Source organism: Citricoccus sp. NR2 (assembly GCF_027594385.1).
Taxonomy (GTDB): Bacteria; Actinomycetota; Actinomycetes; order Actinomycetales; family Micrococcaceae; genus CmP2.
In genome coordinates this window covers 1,173,787-1,193,823 of the sequence record NZ_CP115154.1, presented here as the reverse complement: position 1 = coordinate 1,193,823, position 20,037 = coordinate 1,173,787, and the positions used below count along the sequence as shown (strand labels likewise).

Below are 20,037 nucleotides of genomic sequence, written 5' to 3'. Positions count from 1 at the left end.
ACATAAGAAATGAGGCTCCCATGACCGAAACGTCCGGCATGTCCGATTCCGTGATGACCGATCCCTCCCTGGAGATGACCGGGAAGGACGTCGACGCCCTCGCCGAGGCGCGTGCTTCCATCCGCCCCGGCACCCGCATCAACGTGACCTTCCTGGGCAACGAAGACCTGGAGATGCGCGTCACCGCCGCCACCGCGGTGCGCGACGCCGGTTTCATCCCGGTCCCCCACGTCTCCGCCCGGCGCCTGAGTTCACAGGCCGAGCTGGAGGAATTTCTGGGCGCTCTGCGCGACCGTGTGGGCGGCGAGCATATGTTTGCCGTCGGCGGTGACCCGTCCGAGCCCATGGGCCCGTACGCGTCCTCCGCCGACCTGATTTCCTCGGGGTTGCCGAAGCAGTATGGATTCACGCAGATCTCCATCGCCGGCTACCCCGAGGGCCATCCCGATATCACCGACGCCCAGCTCTGGGAGGCGCTGGAGCAGAAGGACGCCAGCCTCAAGGAGCAGGGGCTCAACGGCACGATCCTCACCCAGTTTGGCTTCGACGTCGACCCGGTGTTCACCTGGATCGAGGAGGTCCGTTCCCGCGGCATCGACCTGCCGATCCGTATCGGTGTCCCCGGCCCGGCCGGCATCAAGCGCCTGCTGAGCTACGCGAAGCGCTTCGGCGTCTCCACCTCGGCTGGCATCGCCAAAAAGTACGGCTTCTCGATCACCAACCTGCTGGGCACCGCCGGCCCGGACAAGATGATCAACCAACTCGACGCCGGCCTCACCCCGGCCCACGGCGACGTGAAGCTGCACTTCTACACCTTCGGTGGCATGAAGACCACCGCCGACTGGATTAAGGACTTCCAGGCGAAGCACTGACGCGCAACATTTCGACTGTCAGAGTCTGTCACGCAGGGCCCATGCATCCTGAGGGGGATGCTCGTGGGGTCCTGCAGACCGCGAACCCCCGGCATGACCGGGGGTTCTTGCGTTTCTACTCACCCCAGCGCCGGGAAGTGGCCTTCCGCCACTCACGAGGATCCGTGTGGAACCCAAGACATCAAAGAATGCACCTCATGAGATGAGACCCGCATACAGGAGAAGCGCCAAGAATGTCGGACTGATCCATCCGAAGGTGAACAGACTCACGGGCCCACCGGTGAGATTTCTCCACACACTTTCAACAAGCCGCACGACACCTTTTATATGTCATCCTCACAACCAGAGAACCTACCGTTGCGCGTTAACCACAACGGCGCCCCACCGGATAGGTGAGGCGCCGCCGTCGCTAGTGAGTTAGATCAGCTCTCGTAGTTGGTGCGCCAGCCGGTCTGGTACTGCTCACGGGCCACCGCGGAGTACGGTACCGGGGAGACGGTCACGGTGACTTCGGTCTGCTGGTGCGGCTCGACGGTGGTCTTGGCGGTGCCGCCGTCCTCCTCGCCCCAGACGACCTTGAGCTGTGCACCCTCGGGCACGTCATGGTTAATGATGGCCAGGGACAGGGCGCGCTTCTCGTTCGCGGAGTAACCGGTGAACATGGAGAAGCCGACCACGTTGCCGTCGGCGTCGATGACCTTGTCGTAGTTCGACGAACCATAGTTGGCCAGCGGCAGGTCGAAGTACTTGAAGGGCAGCTCCTCACCGTCGGTGTACAGCGAGGACTGGATGCGCTGGATGTCAGCGTTGTCCCAGGCCAAGGTGACCTTCTTGCGTTGGGTGGCCGGGTCGATCTTCTCCAGGGCCTCGCGGCCGATGAAGTCGTGGTCGAACTTCACGAACGAGCCGTAGCCCAGCTCCCACGGGGTGAGGTAGTAGTCCTCGATGTTGTCGGAGACAAAAGACCCGGCCACCGCGTTGTTGGCCTCGTAGGAGTCAGCGCCGAGCCAGGCACGGTACTCGGCCATGATCCCGTCACCGGTGTAGATGGCGGGCAGGGGCGAGGGAATCCAGCCGGACTCCAGGGTATTGGAGGGGTAGGCGCGGGAGCCGACAGCCAGCATGCCGAATTCTTCGCCGGCGGCGAGGATGGCGTCGCGGATGCGATCGTAGTCGGCGTAGGGACCCCAGATCTCCAGACCCGGCGCGCCGGACATGCCGTGGCGCAGGGTGCGGACCTGAGTGCCGTCGATGTTCATCCAGGACATGTTGAAGAACTTCAGCTGCTCGAGCTCGCCGCCGTGCAGTTTCTCGATGATCTCCCAGGCACGCGGTCCCTGGATCTGGAAGCGGTAGTACTCACGCTTGACCGGCTTGCCCATGGGGCGCGACGGCGAGCGGCGGTCCTCGATGATCTCGAGATTCTTGTAGCCGTTGCGCTCGGCGTTGAACAACAGCCAGTTGGTCGAGGGGGCGCGGCCCACGTAGACAATCTCGTCTTCTTCCTGGCGGAAGATGATGCCGTCGCCGATGACGTGACCGGCCGGGGTGGTCGGCACGTACTGCTTCGCTTTGTTCACGGAGAAGTTGGCCACCGAGTTGATGGCGGTGTCCGAGATGAGGTTGATCGCATCAGCACCGCGCAGGATCAGGTTGTCCATGTGGTGGGACTGGTCGAAGAGCACGGCGGTCTCACGCCAGGCGCGCTGCTCCGAACGCCAGTTGCTGAATTCCGGGGCGACCACGGGGTAGATATAGGCGCCGATCTTCGAGTTACGGAGACGCTCGACGACGTTGCCGGAGGAGTCCAGAACGTCCTGCAGTGACTGTGCCATCTGCGGTTCCTTTCGTGAGGGTGGGTGACACGCGTCCTCGTGATGCGCGCCACGTTGTTCACGACCGAGCATATAACTAAGTCCATAGTTATGTCGAGAGGTAGATCACATGAAAAGAATCGCTCGCAGACACACAACGGCGCCCGCCAGGACAACCCGGTGGCGGACGCCGTCTGCTGTGATCAATGTGATCGGAGGTGCGGCTCGTGCGCTCCGCCCCTCATCACCACACGCTACTCAGCGAATGTTTCACCGTCGTGCTCGCCATGTGTCGACGGTGTTTCGTATGGAATCTCCGTATCTCCGGCGCGCGCGGGCGCGTGCGCGATCACCGCAGTCACCACGAGGTGACCTTCGGCAGACCCATGTGCTTAAGCCCTTCGACGCCGAACTCGAGACCGAACCCGGATTCTTTCACGCCGCCGAACGGCACGCGCGGGTCGATGGCGCCGTGCTTGTTGATCCAGGTGGTGCCGGCCTGGAGTCGGGCGGCGACCTGCTTGGCGGCGTCGAGATCATCCGACCACACCGAGGAGCCGAGCCCGACATCGAGGCCGTTGGCCCACTCGATCGCCTGATCCAGGTCCGAGTAGCGGATGATCGGCAGGGCAGGTCCGAACTGCTCCTCGGCCACCAGCGGGTTCGCGTTGTCGATGTCAGACACCAGAGTGGTCGGGTAGAAGTAACCGGCACCGGAGGCGTCCGGGTTGCCACCGGTAAGGATGGTGGCACCTGAGTCGCGGGCGGCGTCGACCAGTCGGGCGACGATGTCGTACTGCGCCTGGTTCTGCAGCGGCCCCAGCACGTTGTTCTCGTCCAGCCCCTCGCCCATCGGCATCTTCTGCGCCAGGTCGGTGAGGGCCTGGCAGACCTCGTCGTACTTCGAGTCGGGCACGTAGAGCCGCTTGAGAGCGGCACAGGTCTGGCCGGTGTTGATGAACGCGCCCCAGAACAGGTCCTCGGCATGGGCGGCGACGTCGAAATCCTCCAGCACGATGCCCGCGTCGTTGCCACCCAGCTCGAGGGTGATGCGCTTCAGATCGTCGGCCACGGTGCGCATGATCGCCTTGCCGGTTTCGACCGAGCCGGTGAAGGTGATCTTGTCGATCCCGTCGTGGGTGGTCAGCGCGCGGCCGAGCTCACCCTCACCGGCCACCACCTGCAGCACGCCGGCGGGCAGTACCTGGTTCATGACGGCAACGAGGCCGAGCACCGACAGCGGGGTGTATTCGGAGGGCTTCAGCACGATGGTATTGCCCATGCGCAAGGCGGGGGCGATCTGCCAGATGGAGATCATCATCGGCCAGTTCCAGGGCCCGATACCGCCGACGACGCCGATGGGCTCGTAGGTCAGCTCCGCGTGGCCGGATTCGTCGTCAACCAGCACTTCCGGCTCCAGCGGGAACGCGGCGTTGGCGCGGGTCCAGGCGGAGCAGGCGCCCACCTCGAAGCGGGCGTTCGGACCGTTCAGGGGTTTGCCCTGTTCGCGGGAGAGCAGTCCGGCCAGCGCTTCGGCGGAGGCCTCGATCGCGTCGGCCGCACGGTTCAGCGCCTCGCTGCGCTCGGCGTGACTGCGGGCCGCCCAGTCGCGCTGGGCCTGACGGGCCGTGGCCACGGCGCGATCCAGGTCGGCTTCGGTGTGCACGGGGGTTTTGCCCACGAGTTGCCCGGTGGCCGGGTTGAGCACCTCGCGGCCGCCGTCGTCGTTGATGGCGTCCAGGAGTCCTTCAAAGGTGGTCAGGTCGGTCATGATCTTCCTTTCGATCGGGATGGTTTCGTACAGGTCTGCAGGGTGTGTAGGGCCTATGGGTTCAGCCCAGTGCGCCTCCGGAGCCGATGCCGGCGTAGATCTGGGGGCGTCGGGCGCGCAGCCGCCAGGCCCAGGCGGTGCCGAGGATGCCGGGCACCAACACGAGCGCGGGTAGCAGCCAGGACAGGGTGGTCGGCTCTTCGGTGCCGATGAGCACGTTGAAGTTCACCACGATGGTGATGAACAGGGCGATCAGGCCTAGGGCCGCGACTCCGGGGGCGATCACGCGGGTCCACAGCGAGTATTCGGCGGCGTGGGCGCGCAGGAACCCGACGACGGCGAGCGCGGTGAGCGCCATGAGCAGCACCAGCCCGAATGCGCCCATATTGGTCAGCCAGGTGAAGAGGGTGACCACGGGGAACAGCGGATCCTCGGAGCCTGCGCCAACGACGGCGAACACCAGGATGATCACCAGGGCCAGGGCGGACTGGGTGAGCGATCCGGCCACCGGGGCTCCGGTGCGGCGCGAGGTGCGGGCCAGTGCCTGCGGGAGCACCTGCTCGCGACCCAGGGCGAAGATGTAGCGGGCGACGATGTTGTGGAAGGCGAGCAGCGCGGCCAGCAGGGAGGTCAGGAAGAGCACGTTGGCCAGCTCCACGAACCAGCCTGGCGAGCGCTCGGCGAGGAAGACGAACATCAGGTCGGGGCCGAACTCCTGCGAGCGCGGGACCACGCCGTTGGGGCCCTCCGCCATCACCATTGCCCAGGCGGAGAACGCGTAGAACACGGCGATGAGGCTGACCGCGATAATGGTGGCTCGGCCGGCGGTGCGCCGCGGGTCCTTGACCTCCTCGTTGTAGATCGCCCCGGATTCGAACCCCATGAACGCGGCGATGGAGAAGGCCAGCGCCGCGCCGACGCCGCCGGCGAACAGCTGGGTGGGCACCATTCCGTCCGCGGAGAACCCCTCGGGGGCGTGGCTGAGTCCGACGACGTCGTAAATCACCACGATGAGGAACTCGGCCAGCACGATGACGCCGAGGACCTTCGCGTTCAGGTCGATGCGGTTCACGCCCAGCAGTCCGACGATCACCCAGCCGGCCAGCGCGCACAGCCACCAGGAGATCTCGAGGCCGAACTGCCCGCCCAGGAAGGAGGAGAGCACGAAGCCGAACATCCCGGCGATGCCGATCTGCATCGAGTTGTACGCCACCAGGGCGGTCAGCGAGGCCCCCACGCCGGCCGGCTTGCCCAGGCCCTTGGCGATGTAGGCGAAGAAGGCGCCCGCGTTGTGCACGTGCCGGCTCATGGCGGCGTAGCCGATGGAGAACAGCACCAGGACGATGCCGAGCACGATGAAGGACAGCGGGATGCCGACGAGCCCGGTGACGGCGAAATTCGAGGGCACCCCGCCCGCGGCCACGGTGAGCGGGGCGGAGGCGGCGATGATCATAAACACCAGGGCCGGGGTGCCGATGCGGCGCGCGTCGAGGCTCTGCCGGTCGTCGGCGACGGGCTGGGCGGGCTGGGTGTGCGCGTTCATGTGATCCACCTGACATTGTGCGTGAGCTTGTCAGCCAGGATCCCCCGGAGCGGGCGGCGGTGTCTTGCATCTGCGCGCAGGCCGGGTTGCCGTCCCGCGCAGAGTCTCACGCCCAGCGCACCTGCTGCCGGTACTGCGCCGGGGAGAGCCCGACGACGGCGCGGAACAGCCGGGAGAAATGGGCCGGATCGGCCAGTCCCCAGCGCGCCCCGATCTGGGCCACCGGCACGTCATGCTGCAGCGGGTCGGCGAGATCGCGGCGGCTGCCCTCCACGCGACGGCGGCGGATCAGCCCGGAGACGGTCTCCCCGGAGCCCTCGAACACCCCGTGCAGGGAGCGCACCGACATGAAGTGGGCCGCCGCGATGGATGCCGGGGTGAGCTGCGGGTCGGCCAGCCGGGCCTCGATGTAGTCGGTCACGGTGGCGCGCAGTCGCTGCTGTTCGGTGAGTTCTTGCCCCTCGCGCCCCGCCAGCTCATCCGCCATCACGGTGGTGAGCAGGTCCACCACGTTGCCGGCCAGTCGGCGGCCCACGCCATCGTTCAGCTCAGGCAACACCTGTTCGGTGCGGGCGATGAGCCGACCCACGACGTCAGCCAGCTGATGCTCGGCACCCAGCCGGGTGGCGGTCAACTGCCCGACCAGCCGCGGATCCAGGCTGATCTGCTCATGCGGGAACATCAACACGCAGCTGGAGAACCGCTCGTCGAAGCTCAGCGTGTAGGGCCGGGAGGTGTCGTAGATCGACAGGGTCCCGGGTTCCAGCACCACCTCGCGACCGTCCTGGATCAGCAGTCCGTGCCCCTCCAGCTGCAGGCTGACCTTGAAGAAGCGTTCCGGTGCCGAGGCGGCAAGGGCTTCAGTGCGCACGACGGCGTGGGAGCGGGCCTGGACACCGGTCATCACGACGGCCCCGCAGTCCTGGACGTCGATGCGCCCGGTGAAGGCCCCGGGGGCGACCCGCTCAGCCTCGAGCGGAACGAACGACTGGGAGACGGTGTGCCGCCACTGATCGAAATCCGCGGTCTCGCTGCGCTGATACATCCCCACCTCCGGCGCCCGTGTGACCGATCTCACTGACCTTACTGTAGCCCCGGGCTCGCCTAAAGTCACGACGCTTCAGGGTGCACGCTATCGCGCGAGGCGCATCGCCAGCGGGACCGCCGTTCAAGCGTCCTGCTCGCCGCGCAGCCGGTCCAGGTGTCGGCGCACCATCCGCCGCAGGTTCTCGGAGGTGAAGCGCTGTCGATCCAGAATGCTCATCGGCTGGGCGCCGATCGCCAGGGTGAGCAGCAGGTCGGCGTGAATGTCCACGTCGAGACCGGCCGCAACCTCGCCATCCTCGATCGCCTCCGCGAGCCAGTCCCGAATCCAGGTCCGCCATTCCTCCATGGAGTTCCGGGACACCCGCAGGTGCTCGGGGTTCTGCGCCGCCTCTCCGAGAAACGCCAGAAAGACCATCGCCTCCTCCTGCAGCGCCGGATTCACGGGCAGCACTTCCTCGGCGAAGCCCTCCAGTGCCGCCAAGCCGCGCTTCCCCCGCGTACGGGCGCGCATCCGCGCATTAGTGGCCCGGTAGATGTGCTCATAGGTAGCCAGCAACAGGTCCGCCTTGGTCTGAAAGTAGGGCTTGATGGCGCCGTTGGCGAATCCGGCCTCGTGGGCGATGTCACGCATCGTGGCGCCGCTGAGGCCCGAACGGACGACGATGCGCAGCGCGGCCTGCACCAATTCGGTGCGGCGGTGCTCATGATCCACGATCTTCGGCATTCGCCTATCTTCTCACCCCGCGCCCTTGACTTATTTCTCTACGTGCGTAGATTTAAGCGTGATTCAGATCACGAACGAGAGGGTTTCCCCATGACCACCACCGCCTTCACCCTGCAGACCCCCGAGGAAATCGACCGGGTGCGCGAGATTCTGCGGGACGCCGATCTGTTCCCCGACACCGCCCGCATGGCTTACCTCGGCCTCATCGACCCGCCCCGCGGCGCCGGGCGCGACCCTGAATACCAGGTGGACCGCCGGTTCCGGGTGAGCGTGCTGAACGAGGGCGTCTCCACCGACGTCGTCGTCTCCGTGACGCACGCGCGCGTGCTGAGCGCCGTCGTGCTCGATACCGCGGTGGACGGCGAGTTCCCCGTGCTGGAGGAGGAGTTCGAGGTGGTCGAGGCCGTGCTGGCCGAAAACGAGCAGTGGCTGGAGATTCTCGCCCGGCGCGGGCTGCCGGTGGAGCAGGTGCGCGTCGCCCCGCTGTCGGCCGGGGTATTCGAGTACCCGGAGGAGAAGGGGCGCCGAATTCTGCGCGGGCTGGCGTTCCAGCAGTTTCACGACGCCGACTCCGCCTGGGCGCACCCCATCGACGGGCTGGTGGCCTACGTGGATGTGACGAACCGGGTGGTCGACCAGATTCTCGACCTCGCCGACGTGCCGGTGCCGCAAGAACACGGTAACTACACCGACCCGGAGCTCACCGGCCCGCTGCGCACCACGCAGAAACCGATTGAGGTCACCCAGCCGGAGGGCCCCTCCTTCACAGTGACCGACGGCAACCACGTGGAGTGGGAGAAGTGGTCCCTCGACGTCGGGTTCGACATGCGCGAGGGGCTGGTCCTGCGCAACATCGCCTTCACTGACGGCGAGCGCACCCGTACCATCCTCGACCGGGCCGCCATCGCCGAGATGGTGGTGCCCTACGGGGATCCCTCACCGGTGCGGTCCTGGCAGAACTACTTCGACACCGGGGAGTACCTGGTGGGCCAGTGGGCGAACTCGCTCGAGCTGGGTTGCGACTGCCTGGGTGACATCACCTATCTCTCCCCCTGGATTGCCGATAACCGCGGCGCCCCTCGTCAGATCACCAACGGGATCTGCATGCACGAGGAGGACGCCTCTATTCTCGCCAAGCACTCGGATCTATGGTCCGGGGTGGCCTACACCCGCCGGAATCGGCGCCTGGTGATCAGCTTCTTCACCACCGTGGGCAACTACGACTACGGCTTCTACTGGTACCTCTACCTCGACGGGACAATTGAGCTCGAGGCGAAGGCCACCGGCGTCGTGTTCACCTCTGCGCTGCCCGAGGGGCCCACCGATTTCGCGTCCGAGTTGGCTCCGGGGTTGGGCGCGCCATTCCATCAGCACCTGTTCTCGGCCCGGCTGGATTTTGCGCTCGACGACGGCGCCTGCCGGGTGGAAGAGGAAGAGGCGGTGCGGCTGCCATTCTCCGAGACGAATCCGCGCGGCAACGCGTTCTCTCGCCGGCGCACCGTGCTGGCGACCGAGCAGCAGGCGGCCCGGGATTCGGCGCAGGAGCGCGGCCGTGCCTGGGTGGTGACCTCGACCGAGCACCGGAATCGGCTGGGACACCCGGTGGGCTACAAGCTGCACCCGGAGGGCCTGCCTACCCTGCTCGCCGCCGAGGATTCCTCCATCCACCGGCGCGCCACGTTCGCCTCGAAGTCGCTGTGGGTGACCCAGTACCACGAGGACGAAAAGTACCCGACGGGCGATCACCCGAACCAGCACGCCGGCGGGGCGGGAATTCCGGCGTGGATCGCGCAGGACCGGCCCCTGGACGGCACCGACCTGGTGGTCTGGCACAGCTTCGGCCTCACCCACTTCCCACGGGTGGAGGACTGGCCGATCATGCCGGTGGACCGAGTGGGCTTCAAGCTCCGCCCGGAAGGGTTCTTCGACCGCTCACCGGTGCTCGATGTGCCGGCCCCGGCGTCGGGACACTGCACTGCCGGTGGGGCCGACGGCGCGGGTGTTGCGGGCGAGACCGGTGGCAGCTGCCACTGAGCGGGCGATGACGCCGCCGATGCCCACGGCGCTCCTCGCAGGTGTCGTCCTTGCGGGCGCGGTGAGTACCGCGGGCCACGTGTGGATGCTCCTCGCGCACGCGCACGAGACTGGGCTCACGGTGGTGATGGCGGCGATGGCCCTGTGGTGCGCCGTCTGCACCGTGGAGGTCTGGGTCCGCCCGTCGCCGCACTGCCTGCGCCGGCTGTGCCTGATGTCGCTGGCCATGGTCATCACCCACGCGGTGCTCGTGGCCGGGGTGCCAGGGGTCGGCATCATCGGTGGGATCGGCGGAACCAGCGGGCACACCCACCACGCCGGTGGCTCCCCGAGCGCATTGTCCCTGGCGCCGTCGACCGGTCACGCCTCCGCGATGCTGGCACTCATCGCCGTCGAACTCGCCGTCGCCCTCACCGCCGGATTCGCTCTTCGGCAGATTCATCGCTTTCCAGACACAAGCCACCCGAAACACCCCCGGATCTGTCTGAAACTCGATGATTCTGCAAAACCAACGGGGTCCTCTACACCGCCGACCCACAGCACCCGTCATCCCCGTCGGTGATTCAGGAGTCGATCGCGAAGCAGACCCCGCGCACCGCCAGGAGACCACTGTGCTGCGGACCTCTTCCGAAGGATCCGTGGTCTACGAGCGCGCGTGACCCGCCAACATCACGCATCGGTAACAATTAGCCGGCGCCGTTCATGACCGGTTGAACCCCTCCCAGCATCTCCGTAGGGTATTTATCAGCCTGCCCAGCAGGTGACACACATCACCCAATGAAGAGGAACAACGCGCCGGTCTCCGGCTGCGGCGCTCATCGACAGGGCTCGTGGCGGGTGCGGCGTGGCGAAGGATGGTTATCCCATGACCCGCACAGCGACAACCCTGAAAACCGCAGCATTCGGCTCCATTGCCCTCCTGGCACTCACCGGGTGTGGCGGCGACGACGGCGGTGGCGACGGCGAGAGCGGTGACACCATCACGGTCGGCATCGCCGGCGAAGTCCCCTACTCCTACCTCAACGATTCCGGTGACCCCGAGGGCGCCACCGTGGCCCTGGCCGAGCGCATCTTCGGCGATATGGGGTACGACGTCGAGGCCGAACTGGTCAACTGGGACAACCTGATCCCCGGGCTCAACGCCGGGCGCTACGATGCGATCTCCGCGGGCATGTCCATCACCCCGGAACGCTGCGAGGAAGCCGCGTTCGCCGAACCCGAGATCATGTACACCACCGCCCTGCTCGTCGAAGAGGGCAACCCGCACGGTGTCGAGACCCTCGACGACGTCCTCGAGCTGCAGGAAAGCGGCGAGGACATCACCCTGGCCACCCTCACCGCCGGCATCGAAGCGGACTACTCCACCCGCATGGGGCTGGACTACAACGGGGTCGGCAGCGCCGATGAAGGTGTCGAGATGGTCCAGGGCGGGCGCGCCGACGTCTTCGCCCTGACCGCCATCTCCCTGTCCGAAATGGCCGGCGACATCGAAGGCCTCGAAGTCACCGAACCCTTCGTGCAGGAAGTCGACGGCGTGATGCAGTACGGCGCCGGGTCCACCGTGTTCCGTCAGGACGACACCGAGCTGCTCGACGAATACAACGAGCATCTGGCCGAGCTGAAGGCCAACGACGAGCTGGGCGCCATCATCGGCGAGTTCGGATTCACCGACGCCGAGGTCCCGCCGGAGGACCTGACCGCCGAGGCCCTGTGCGCCGGCGATCTCGAATCCCTCCAGGACATCGAGCAGTGATCAGCTCGCCCCGCATCTCGCTGTGAGTTATCTCGACGCACTCTCCGTTCACGCGCCCCGCCTGTGGGAGGGCATGCTGGTCACCATCCAGCTCACCCTGATCAGCGGCGTGCTAGCGTTCGTGGTCTCGGTCGTTTTGGGCCTGATGGCTGGCAGCCCCCGCAAGCTGCTGCGCATCCCGGCCCGGATCATCATCGAGTTCTTCCGCGGCACCTCCCTGATCGTGCAGCTGGTGTGGCTCTACTATGTGCTGCCGCTGTTCGGGCCGAGTCTGGACGCCTTCGCCGTCGGCATCTTCGCCCTCACCATCAACTATGGGGCGTATGGCGCCGAGGCGGTGCGCGCGTCGCTGACCTCGGTGCCGAAGGGCCAGTGGGAGGCCACCGTGGCACTGTCCATGTCGTGGCCGCATAAGATCCGCCGCATCATCTTCCCGCAGGCGTGGGCGCTGATGATCCCGTCGCTGACGAACCTGTGGGTGCACCTGCTCAAGGGCTCCTCCATCGTGTATATCATCGGGCTCAGCGAGTTCACCTTCGAACTCATCCAACTCAACCGCACCACCGACTGGTTCTTCGCCCTGGCCGTGGTGGGGCTGATCGGCTACTTCCTGTTCGCCCTGCTGCTCACCCAGCTGATGCGGCTGATCGAAGCCCGCGCCAAGCACCGGCTTGGCCAGGGACCCAGCCTGAAGGAGATTCTCTCCCCTGCCCCGAAGATCTCGGTCTCCCCCGCCGACGTCCCCGCAGGAGGTGCCCGATGAGCCCGACGACGCTCAGCCTGCTCGCCACCGTCGACACCCCCGACATCCAAGACCGCACCAGCTTCTGGCGCTGGGACTTTGCCTTCGAGATCTTCCCGCAGATGCTCACCTCTTTCCTGCAGGTCACCCTGCTGGTCACCGCCGTCGGCACCCTCATCGCCGCTGTGCTCGGACTGATCATCGCCATCCTGCAGCGGGTGCTGCCCAAACCCCTCTCCGTCCTGCTCACCTGGATCGCCAACTTCATCCGGATGACGCCGATTGTGGTGCAGCTGCTCATCCTGTTCTACGGGTTCGTGTGGATGGATCCACTGACCATCGCGCTCATCGTCTACGGCGTGCACTATTCGACCTACATGTCCGAGGTGTACCGCGCCGGCATTGAGTCCGTGCCGCGCGGCCAGTGGGAGGCGACGACGGCGCTGTCGATGGCACCGGGCCGCACCTGGCGCCGGGTCATCATCCCGCAGGCGCTGCGCTCCACCGTGCCCTCACTGGGTAACTACGCGATCTCCATGTTCAAGGACACCCCGTTCTTGATCTCGATCAGCCTGATGGAGATGGTCAACACCGCGCTCGAGGTCGGCGGGTTCACCTACCGCTACATCGAGGCGATCACCATCGCCGGCGTCATCTTCCTGGTGGCCAGCTATGTCACCGCCATCCTCGTTAACCGATTGGAGAAGCGTCTTGCCTACGCCCACTGATCCCGCCGTGGCGCCCACCGAGGCCCGCACCGGCGGGGACCAGACGCCCGTCATCGAGTTCCGCGACGTCGAGAAGCGCTTCGGCGACAACGTGGTGCTCAAAGACCTGAACTTCACGGTCGCCCGCGGCGAGCGCGTCACCCTGATCGGGCCCTCGGGCTCCGGCAAGACCACCATCTTGCGCCTGGTGATGACCCTGGAGGAACTCACCGGCGGCTACATCTACGTCGACGGCGAACCCCTGAGCCACGAAGACCGCGACGGCAAGCGCGTCCCGGTGTCGAAGAGCCAGCAGAAGCGACTGCGCACCCGCATCGGCATGGTGTTCCAGCAGTTCAACCTGTTCCCCAATATGACGGTGCTCGAGAACATCATCGAGGCACCCGTGCACGTGCTGGGAATGTCGAAACGAGACGCCACCGACAAGGCTCACCGCCTCCTCGAGCAAGTGGGGCTGCCCGACAAGGCCAACGCGCACCCGACGTCGCTCTCCGGCGGGCAGCAACAGCGCGTGGCCATCGCCCGCGCCCTCGCCATGGACCCGGAGATCCTGCTGCTCGACGAGGTCACCTCCGCCTTGGACCCCGAAGTCGTCGGCGACGTGCTCGAGATCCTGCGCGAGGTCGCCGAAACCACCAACGTGACCATGTTGATCGTCACCCACGAGATGGGCTTCGCCCGGGATGTCTCCCACCGGGTGATGATGTTCGACGGCGGCCGCGTGATCGAGGACGGCCCGCCCGAGAAGATCTTCAGCCACCCGGAGCACGAACGCACCCAGCAGTTCCTCTCCGCCGTGCTCCGGGACTGAAGCCGTAGCTCACCAACTCTGCCCTGGACGGGATCTCAGTCTGCCCGCACCGTCTCCGGGCTGACATTACGCGCCCCGAAGACCAGCAGCCCGGCCAGCAGGATCGGCAGGCAACCTGCGATCATACCGGCGGTGATCCACCCCTGACCGGCCGCGAGTATCCCGGTCACCAGGATCCCGGCGAAGATCGCCCCCACCTGGCCCATGGCGTTGACCAGGGCGGCACCGGTGGCGCGGGTCTCCACCGGGAAGCTCTCCCCTGTGAAGAACAGCAGCGCGGAGAACGGCCCGATCAGGAAGAACAGCCCGGCGCTGTACAGCGCCACGATCAGCGGGAAGTTGCCGTCGGGGGCGAAGAGCATCGCGGTGAAGCACACGGAGCAAGCGATCCAGGCCAGGCCGATGGTGTTGCGGCGTCCGATCCGGTCACCCAGCCAGCCGTGGAACAGGTACCCCACGAAGGCGGTCGCGTTCGAGATCACCAGCACCGTCAGGGCGCTGTCAAAGCTGATGTTCTTACCCGACGTCAAAAACGAGGTCCCCAGGATCGAGAAAGCGAGCACACCGAACCAGGTGAGCATGAACGGCAGCCCGATGAAGACGGTGGCACGCAGCGATTCTCCGCGGAAGACGTCCACCAGCGACGTCGAGCCCGTCTCGTGCTGCGACTGTCCGGAGAACTGGGGGCTCTCCTTCAGATAGCGGCCGGCCCAGAGAATGAACACCACGGGCAGCGCGGCGACGACGAAGCAGAGCTGCCAGCCACCGATGGGCATCAGCAGATACACCGATCCGGCGGCGAGCACGGAGCCGACGGGCCACCCGGACTGCACCAGCGAGTAGATGAGGCCTCGGCGACGCGCCCGCACCGGATCATCGGCCTGGGTCGCGTACATCTCGTTGAGGTAGGCGGCGTTGATCGCCTGCTCGGCGTAGCCCAGCCCGGCCAGCGAGCGCACCAGCACGAGGAAGACGATCCCCAGCCCTGCCGCGATGCCGCTGACCCAGCCGACCGTCGCTGTGAGCAGCGAGGCCATGGCGGCCCCGGTCACCGCGATGAGGATACCCTTGCGTCGGCCCATGCGGTCGGCAATCGGACCGATGGAGAACGCCACGAGAGCGGTGCCCAGGGTGACCCAGGTGTTGATCTGCGTGGACTGCGGCTCGCTCCAGCCCAGATCGGCTGCCAGCTCGGGGAGCAGGTTGCCGAAGAGAACGAAGTCGTAGACGGCGCTGGTCCAGGCGAAGAAGCAGATCCAGGAGGCGATCTTCACGTCCCTGGGTGTGATCTCTTCCGTCGATGAACGGATTAGTGTGTCAGTCATGATGGGCATTCCTTGAGCTCATGCAACGAGGCGGCGCCGAGACTGTCGGTCTCACAGGGAGACCAGTCGCCCAGCGCCGCCTCGTTGCGGTCAGTTGAGATGAGGTTGTTGAATCAGCGGCTGGTGGCGGCCGCCGGTGTGCCCAGGCTGCTCCGCGCCTGGTTTGTGGCGTGGTCGTTCACGGTCAGGGCACCGCCGTCGCCGTCGTTGAGCACGACGCCGTAGTCCCGTTCAGCTGCCTCGCGGGTGGTGAAACCATCGAGCACATCGGCCAGCACTTTCTCCGGGTCACGTTTCCGGGGATCGCCGAAACCACCGCCCGAAGGAACCGTGATCTGCACAGAATCTCCGGCCAACAGCTGGCGTCCTGTCACCTTCGAAGGCCAGTACTCTTCACCGTCGCGACCGGGGTTCTTCACCAGCGATGCGTTCAGCCCATCGTGACCGCCGAACGCTCCCCAGGGGACGTCGGAATCGTGACGCTCGCCTTCACAGGTCACCACCGTGTCCGTGAGGAACGTGTTCTCACGGACGATGCCGATGCCACCACGGAACTCACCCGCCGCCGCCGGCTCCGAACGCAGCTCATAGCGGTCGGTGCGCATCGGGAAACGCCATTCCAGCTCCTCGATCGGGTTGTTGCGCGTGTTCGCGATGAGGTTGTCCACGGAGTCAGGACCATCGGAGGTCTTGCGGGCACCATAGGAACCCTCGTTGACTTCGAGATAGACCCAGTACTCACCGGCGCGGACGTCCCATCCGGAGTAGGACATGAAGTGAATGTGTGCTGAGTTTCCGGCTGTCACCCGCTCGGGGATGACCGGGGTCAGCGCCCGCAGCGCCAGGTCCACCGCACGCTGCACCTGCGAGAACCGGGAGAAGGTCGCCGCCGGGTAGGTGGGATTGAAGATCGTGCCCTCCGGCGCGATCACCTTCAACGGCTTGAGCATGCCCTCGTTCTGAGGGACGAACACCGGGAAGGCCACCTCGTCCAGGAACATCATGCGCGTGATGAATGTGAAGGCCGAGACCGTGGTTCCTTCGAACGCGCAGTTGTAGGCCGTCGGCACCTGCTCGGAGGATCCGGTCAGGTCGTAGGTGATCTCGTCTCCCTCCACGATGACCTTGACCTTGATCGGCAGCTTCTTGCCGTAGTTGCGGCCGTCGTCGTCCAGATAGCCGACCTCGGTCTCGTAGGTGCCATCCGGGATCTTGGCGATCTCCTGACGCAGCATCTTCTCCGAGTAGTCGATCCAGGCCTGCCCCGATTCCTGCACAGCACCGACACCATAGCGCTCGATGAGGGCCAGGTAACGGGACTTCGCCAGCTCACACGCCGCAATCATGGCTTGGAAGTCGCCCTCGTTGGAGGTAGGGGTGCGAGAGTTGTTCAGGATGTGCCGGATCAGCGAATCCTGCCGGACCCCCTTCTCATAGATCTTGACCGCCCGGAAGATAGTTCCTTCGGACTGCACGTCCTGGATGTCCACCATCAGCCCGGAGAAGGCGCCGCCGTTGTCGATCAGCTGGCCCGAGGCGCCGGCGAATCCGACCAGGGTGCCATCATGGAAGATCGGCTCGATGATCGCCACGTCCGGAGAGTGGGTCGCCCCCAGATAGGGGTCGTTGTGCAGGATGACGTCGCCCTCGTGGATGTCGTCGCCGAGCACGGAAATCACGCCCTTGACGATCTTCGGCATGGATCCCATGAACATCGGGGTGGAATCGGACTCGGCCAGCACGTTGCCCTCGCGGTCGAAGAGGCCCGCTCCCAGGTCCTCGGACTCGCGGATGATCGAGGAGTACGCCATGCGGAACAGCACCGAGGCCATTTCCTTGGCCGCGGAGTTGAGCGCCCCGCCAATGACGCGCATCAGGATCGGCGTTGCCAGGGTCTCGTCCGACGCCTTGCTGGCCGGGCAGTCGATGACCAGGTTTCCAGCCTCATCCACGGTCACGGTGAAGCCGGGAGGCACGACCGTGGTGGAGTCGTACTGCTCGACGATGGCGGGACCGACGAACGTCGTGCCGACGCCCAGCTTCTCCCGGTCATAGAACGGGGTGTCCACGGTGACGGCGGTGCCGTCGCTGTCGAAGGTCACCGGACGCGTCTCCACCCGGGCGTCCTTCAGACCGCCAGCGGCGGTGGGCTTCGGTGTGGGGAGCTCGTCCATCACGGCGATGGCCTCGACGCGGATGTTGATCACTTCCACCACGCCGTGGTCGAAGCGGTGGCCGTACTCCTCGAAGTGGGCCTCATGGAATGCGGCTTCCACCTGGGAGACCCAGTGTTCATCCACGGGACCTTCGGGGACGTCGAAACGGATCTCGTAGCCCTGGCCCTCGTAACGGGCGTCGGCGAGCCACTGGATACGGCGTCGATCCTGCGGAACGTTTTCGGCGTCGAGTTGCGCCGTCGCCTGGGCTTCAAGCCGATCGAAGTGTCCCTGGATCTCGGCCGGCTTGGCGTCGGCGATCTTGAACCGGGAGGTAGCGACGAACTCGTAGGACTCGTCGGTGGCCAGCAGGCCTGTGGCCGCGATGATGCCCGGGTGCGCCGGGATCAGCACGTGGGGCACTTCGAGCTCCGCGGCGATCTCGCAGGCGAACAGGGCGCCGGCGCCTCCGGCAGCGACCAGCGTGAAGTCGCGCGGGTCGTATCCTCGACGCACCGAGTTCTGCTCGATGGCCTGGGTCATACCGAACTTCTGGATCTGCAGCGCCCCGAGAGCCGCCTCTTCGACACTCATGTCCATCCTGTCGGCCAGTTCGCCGACAGCCTTCCGTGCCGAGTCGAGGTCCAGGTCCATGCCGGACCCGGCGAGCATACGTGCCGGCCGCATCCGGCCCAGCACGGCCTGGGCATCGGTCGAGGCCGGCTGTGTACCGCCCTTGCCGTAGCAGACCGGACCGGGGGTCGCCCCGGCGGACTGGGGTCCGACCCGGAACACACCGCCCTCATCGACGTAGGCGATGGATCCACCGCCAGCGCCGATGGTGTCGATATCGACCATCGGCACCATCGCCTGGTAGTCGCCGATCTTCGTGTCGAGCAGATGGCGCATCCGCAGCTCGCCTTGATAGGCGACGCCGATATCCGCCGAGGTGCCGCCGATATCCAGGGTGATCACGTTCTCGAAGCCGGACTGCTGTCCCGCCCATATGCCGCCGACCAGTCCACCGACCGGACCCGACATCATCAGGGTCACCGGGCGGATCGCCGCCTCCTTGATCGGCACCATTCCGCCGGAGGACTGCATCAGCAGGATCTCGCGCTGATAGCCCATCGTCTCCACTTCGGCCTGGAGGCGGTACAGATAGCGTGAGACGGTCGGGCCGACGAAAGCGTTGAGTGCGGTCGTAGAGAACCGCTCATACTCGCGATAGAGGGGAACGATGTCGTGTGACAGTGAGAGATAGGCCTCGGGGAACTCTTCCTTCACGATGGCACCGATGCGGCGCTCATGGTCCGGGTTCAGGTACGAGTGCAGCAGGCAGACCGCGATTGCTTCAACCCCAGCAGCCTTGAGCTGACGGACCTTCTCCCGCACCTCGTCCTCGTCCAGCGGAATCAACACATCGCCGTCCGGGGCCGTGATGCGCTCTTTAACGGTCAAACGGTGACGGCGCTTCACCAGGGGATGGGTCTGCCACGGCAAGTCCTGCTGCAGTGAGAAGTTGTGGGGCTTCTTGTGCCGGGCAATGTGCAGGATGTCCCGAAATCCCTCGGTGGTGATCATGCCGACTTCGGCGCCGCGATGCGTGAGCGCCGTGTTGGTGGCCACCGTGGTGCCGTGGACGATCTGATCGACCTCCGATAGGGAGATGCCGGCCTTCTGGCTGAGTCGCTTCAGCCCATCGATCACGGCTTCTGAAGGGTCGTGCGGGGTGGAGGGGACCTTCTCGACCACCGCTTCACGGCGCTCGTCGTCCGAATAATAGAGGTCGGTGAAGGTTCCACCGACGTCGACACCAATGCGTTTCATGAGATGCTTCCTTCCGTAGCGTTGCACCCTGACCCGCCTGCTGAAGCGGCTGCAGTCTCGAGTACGAACGGGGGGGCTGGTTGTCAGCGCGAGGCTGGCGAAAAGCTGGATCGGCCTTATTCGAGCGCCCATCGCGTTGCTTTCCAGTCAATCTAGTTGCTGGCAAAGCAACACACAAGCGGTTTTTCGTCGTTTTCGTGACTCGTTTCACGACCGGAACGAGCTTGTAGCAAGCAGGAAACATAAGGCCGGAAACGGGCTCCGGGCACGCCGAGGGCACCCCTTCCCACGGGCGGATCAGCGCGCCAGAAGAGGTGCCGTCGTCGGCGTCAGAGACTAGACGCTCAGGGTCTTTCCACCTGCCGTAATCGCCCCCTCATCTGTGCCGATTCCCAGCGCCCTGCCTCAGGTCTCCGGAAGTAGCAGCGCGGCACAGAAGGAGCCAATGGCGATCACCGACAGATAGATGGCGGGCGCATAGGGAAGACCCGTCGCGTCGATCAACCAGGTGGCCACGAAGGGCGCCGTACCGCCGAAGATCGCGTAGCTGAGGTTGTAGGTGACGGCGGAGGCCGTATACCGCACCTTGGTCGGGAACACCTCGGTCAGCAGCACCGACATGGCGAAGGCGAATAAGGTCGCGGTCGGTATGGCGGAGCCCCAGCGAGCGCGCTGTTGTGCAGGCGCATGTTCGATCACATAGGTCACGGCCCTGGCATACTCACCGCCGGTCGAGAAGCCCTGGGCGCAGCGCGCAACAGTCAGCAACTGCGCCGCCCACATCCCGATGGGCTTGTACCCGGGTAGCAGGCCGATGGCTGCTATAGAAGCGGGCAGGGTTCAAAACCTGGGATCGACGAAAAATGGCGGGTCACCGGCGCCGATCT

Annotated in this window: 15 protein-coding genes; 7 read left to right on the top strand and 8 right to left on the bottom strand. The window is 65.7% G+C overall.

What is annotated here, in order from left to right; genetic code table 11:
* Window positions 1-20 precede the first annotated feature (20 nt).
* On the top strand, window positions 21-872 hold the full coding sequence (locus O1A05_RS05535) for a methylenetetrahydrofolate reductase (protein WP_270107052.1): 852 nt from the start codon (window positions 21-23) through the stop codon (window positions 870-872).
* 422 nt (window positions 873-1,294) lie between these two features.
* Here O1A05_RS05535 and ligM read toward each other — a convergent pair whose 3' ends face one another.
* The 5 genes from ligM to O1A05_RS05510 all read right to left on the bottom strand — a co-directional run bounded on the left by ligM (window position 1,295) and on the right by O1A05_RS05510 (window position 7,771).
* Window positions 1,295-2,707: a vanillate/3-O-methylgallate O-demethylase gene (gene ligM, locus O1A05_RS05530; RefSeq protein WP_270107051.1), complete on the bottom strand. Its 1,413-nt coding sequence runs from the start codon at window positions 2,705-2,707 to the stop codon at window positions 1,295-1,297.
* 337 nt (window positions 2,708-3,044) lie between these two features.
* Window positions 3,045-4,448 (bottom strand): aldehyde dehydrogenase family protein, encoded by a 1,404-nt coding sequence (locus tag O1A05_RS05525; RefSeq protein ID WP_442867680.1) that lies wholly within the window; start codon window positions 4,446-4,448, stop codon window positions 3,045-3,047.
* 70 nt (window positions 4,449-4,518) lie between these two features.
* Window positions 4,519-6,000, bottom strand: a complete 1,482-nt coding sequence (locus O1A05_RS05520; protein WP_270107049.1) for an APC family permease — start codon at window positions 5,998-6,000, stop codon at window positions 4,519-4,521.
* A gap of 106 nt (window positions 6,001-6,106) precedes the next feature.
* Window positions 6,107-7,045 carry a helix-turn-helix domain-containing protein gene (locus tag O1A05_RS05515; RefSeq protein ID WP_270107048.1) on the bottom strand — a complete coding sequence of 313 codons (939 nt, stop codon included), beginning with the start codon at window positions 7,043-7,045 and terminating at the stop codon, window positions 6,107-6,109.
* Between the two features lie 123 nt (window positions 7,046-7,168).
* On the bottom strand, window positions 7,169-7,771 hold the full coding sequence (locus O1A05_RS05510; protein ID WP_270107047.1) for a TetR/AcrR family transcriptional regulator: 603 nt from the start codon (window positions 7,769-7,771) through the stop codon (window positions 7,169-7,171).
* 90 nt (window positions 7,772-7,861) lie between these two features.
* Here O1A05_RS05510 and O1A05_RS05505 point away from each other — a divergent pair, with 90 nt between their 5' ends.
* From O1A05_RS05505 to ehuA, 6 genes are all read left to right on the top strand, one after another.
* On the top strand, window positions 7,862-9,805 hold the full coding sequence (locus O1A05_RS05505; RefSeq protein ID WP_270107046.1) for a primary-amine oxidase: 1,944 nt from the start codon (window positions 7,862-7,864) through the stop codon (window positions 9,803-9,805).
* Window positions 9,789-10,367: a hypothetical protein gene (locus O1A05_RS05500; RefSeq protein WP_270107045.1), complete on the top strand. Its 579-nt coding sequence runs from the start codon at window positions 9,789-9,791 to the stop codon at window positions 10,365-10,367. Before O1A05_RS05505 ends, O1A05_RS05500 begins: the two co-directional genes overlap by 17 nt.
* Before the next feature lie 303 nt (window positions 10,368-10,670).
* Window positions 10,671-11,558, top strand: coding sequence for a transporter substrate-binding domain-containing protein (locus O1A05_RS05495; protein WP_270107044.1), 888 nt, complete (start codon window positions 10,671-10,673; stop codon window positions 11,556-11,558).
* 22 nt (window positions 11,559-11,580) lie between these two features.
* Window positions 11,581-12,321, top strand: coding sequence for an amino acid ABC transporter permease (locus tag O1A05_RS05490; RefSeq protein WP_270107043.1), 741 nt, complete (start codon window positions 11,581-11,583; stop codon window positions 12,319-12,321).
* Complete coding sequence (ehuD, locus tag O1A05_RS05485; protein ID WP_270107042.1) at window positions 12,318-13,028, top strand: ectoine/hydroxyectoine ABC transporter permease subunit EhuD; 711 nt, start codon at window positions 12,318-12,320, stop codon at window positions 13,026-13,028. The genes O1A05_RS05490 and ehuD overlap by 4 nt, the downstream gene beginning before the upstream one ends.
* The gene (gene ehuA, locus O1A05_RS05480) at window positions 13,012-13,839 is read left to right on the top strand and encodes an ectoine/hydroxyectoine ABC transporter ATP-binding protein EhuA (RefSeq protein WP_442867667.1); all 828 of its coding nucleotides are present in this window, start codon (window positions 13,012-13,014) and stop codon (window positions 13,837-13,839) included. The genes ehuD and ehuA overlap by 17 nt, the downstream gene beginning before the upstream one ends.
* A gap of 35 nt (window positions 13,840-13,874) precedes the next feature.
* Here the strand turns inward: ehuA and O1A05_RS05475 are convergent, their stop codons facing one another.
* From O1A05_RS05475 to O1A05_RS05465, 3 genes are all read right to left on the bottom strand, one after another.
* Entirely contained in the window at window positions 13,875-15,164 is a 1,290-nt protein-coding gene (locus tag O1A05_RS05475; protein ID WP_270107041.1) for an MFS transporter, read from the bottom strand.
* 113 nt (window positions 15,165-15,277) lie between these two features.
* A complete protein-coding gene (locus tag O1A05_RS05470; RefSeq protein ID WP_270107040.1) occupies window positions 15,278-19,150 on the bottom strand; it encodes a hydantoinase B/oxoprolinase family protein in 3,873 nt (1,290 codons plus the stop codon).
* Window positions 19,151-19,555: 405 nt separating this feature from the next.
* Entirely contained in the window at window positions 19,556-19,858 is a 303-nt protein-coding gene (locus O1A05_RS05465; RefSeq protein ID WP_270107039.1) for an MFS transporter, read from the bottom strand.
* Window positions 19,859-20,037: the final 179 nt, after the last annotated feature.